1 protein-coding gene and 1 pseudogene are annotated in these 2453 nt (G+C 75.0%); both read left to right on the top strand.

The features are described from left to right. Nucleotides 1–631, top strand: a pseudogene (locus HW445_RS26815) (amino acid deaminase); the annotation flags it as partial. Nucleotides 632–748: 117 nt separating this feature from the next. Then, nucleotides 749–2377, top strand: a complete 1629-nt coding sequence (locus HW445_RS26820; protein ID WP_180223460.1) for an amidohydrolase family protein — start codon at nucleotides 749–751, stop codon at nucleotides 2375–2377. The last annotated feature ends 76 nt before the right edge of the window (nucleotides 2378–2453 follow it).

Consider the following 2453-nt stretch of genomic DNA (forward strand, 5'->3'; position numbering starts at 1 on the left):
CGAGGTCCCGGACGCCACCCCGGAACGGGTCCGCGCCTGGCTGGTCCGGCTGGGGGAGCTGGCGGCGAAGCTGGACGGCGCGGGGCTGTTCGCCGGCACGGGCCTGGAGGAGATCGTGGTCAGCGCCGGCGGCAGCGCCTGGTTCGACACGGTCGCCGAGGTCTTCGCGGACCTGCCCCCGCTCGGCCTGCCCGCGCTGAAGCTGCTGCGCTCGGGCGCCTACGTCTCGCACGACGACGGCCACTACCGGTCGGTCACGCCGTTCACCCGGATCCCCGAGGAGGGCGCGCTGGAGCCCGCCTTCCGGCTGTGGGCCCAGGTGATCTCCCGCCCGGCGGCCGGGCAGGCCTTCCTGAACGCCGGGAAGCGCGACGCCGCCTACGACCTGGGGATGCCGGAGGCCCAGGTGGTGCGCCGGGGCGAGGAGGAACGTCCCGCGGACGGGATCGCCGTCACCAAGCTCTCCGACCAGCACGCCTGGCTGGAGACCGCCCCGGGCGCGGACCTGGAGGTCGGCGACTGGGTGGGCATGGGGCTCTCGCACCCGTGCACCGCCTTCGACAAATGGCAGCTGATCCCTCTGGTCGAGACGGACGGCACGGTGGTGGACTACATCCGCACCTTCTTCTGACCGGCCGTTCGCCCTCCGACCGACCGTTCACCATCTGACCGACCGCTCGCCGCCGGTCCACCGCCGGTTCCCCGCCGGCACCGGCGGCGCAGCGCCATGGGGACACCGGGAGCCGCCATGCATCTCGCCGATCTGGTCGTACGGGACGCCGAGGTGGTGGACGGCTCCGGCGGGCCGTCCTACCGGGCCGACGTGGCGGTCAAGGACGGCAGGATCGTCCAGGTCGTCCGCGAGGCCGCCGCCTCCGGATGCCAGCGCCCCGTGGGCACCCGGATCCTGGACGCCGAGGGGCTCGCCCTGGCGCCGGGGTTCGTGGACATGCACTCCCACAGCGACCTGGCGCTGCTGACCGACCCGGACCACTCCGCCAAGCTGGCGCAGGGGGTCACCCTGGAGGTCCTGGGCCAGGACGGCCTCTCCTACGCGCCGGTCGACGACCGCACCCTCGCCGAGGTGCGGCAGGCCGTCGCCGGGTGGAACGGCCCGGGCGACGGCGTGGACTTCACCTGGCGCTCGGTCGGCGAGTACCTGGACCGTCTGGACCGGGGCGTCGGCGGCGAGGGCATGGCCGTCAACGCCGCCTACCTGGTGCCCCAGGGCACGGTCCGGATGCTGGCGATGGGCTGGGAGAACCGCCCGCCGACCGCCGGGGAACTGGACCGCATGCGGGAGCTGGTCGCCGCCGGGCTGCGGGAGGGCGCGGTGGGCATGTCGTCCGGGCTGACGTACCCGCCGGGCATGTACGCCGACCGCGCCGAACTGACCGAACTGTGCCGTGTCGTGGCGGAGTCGGGCGGCTACTACTGCCCGCACCACCGTTCCTACGGCGCCGGCGCGCTGGACGCCTACCGTGAGGTGATCGGCATCGCCCGGGACGCGGGCTGCGCCCTGCACCTGGCCCACGCCACCCTCAACTTCGCCGAGAACCGCGGCCGTTCGGGCGAACTCCTGGCGCTGCTGGACGAGGCGCTGGACGGTGGCTGCGATCTGACCCTGGACACCTATCCGTACACGCCGGGCGCCACCACCCTGGCCGCGCTGCTGCCCGGCTGGGCGAGCGAGGGCGGCCTCGAGGCGACCCTGGAGCGGCTGCGGGACGACGCCACGGCGGAGCGGATCCGGCACGACCTGGAGGTGACCGGCTCGGACGGCTGCCACGGCGTGCCGGTGGAGTGGCCCACGGTGGAGATCTCGGGCGTGGTCGACGCCTCGCTCGGCGGCGCGGTGGGCCGCACGGTCGCCGAACTGGCGGACGCGTCGGGAAGCTCCCCCTGGGAGGCGGCCCGCGGCCTGCTGCTGGCCGACCGGCTCGGTGCGACGATCCTCCAGCACGTCGGCCACGAGGAGAACGTCCGCGCGTTGATGCGGCACCGGACGCACACCGGGGGCTCCGACGGGATCCTGCGCGGCGCCAAGCCGCACCCCCGGGCGTACGGCACGTTCCCCCGCTACCTCGGCACGTACGTGCGGGAGTTGGGGGTGCTGACGCTGGAGGAGTGCGTCGCCCACCTCACCGGCCGGCCGGCCGCCCGGCTGGGCCTCACCGACCGCGGTCTGGTCCGCGAGGGCCACCGGGCCGATCTGGTGCTGTTCGACCCGGCCACCGTCGCCGAGGGCGCGACGTTCGCCCTGCCCCGGACGCCGCCCGTCGGTATCCCCTACGTCCTGGTGAACGGCCGTGTCGCCGTCGAGGACGGCCACCGCACCGGTGTCCTGGCGGGGCGGACGGTGCGGTCGCGCGGCTGACGGGTCAGCGGCCGGCGGATCAGCGGCCGGCGGGTCAGTGGGGGCGCCGGGTGCCGTTCCCCCAGCCGTTGCCGCG

The sequence above is a fragment of the Streptomyces sp. UH6 genome (assembly GCF_013421635.1).
Lineage (GTDB): Bacteria > Actinomycetota > Actinomycetes > Streptomycetales > Streptomycetaceae > Streptomyces > Streptomyces abyssomicinicus.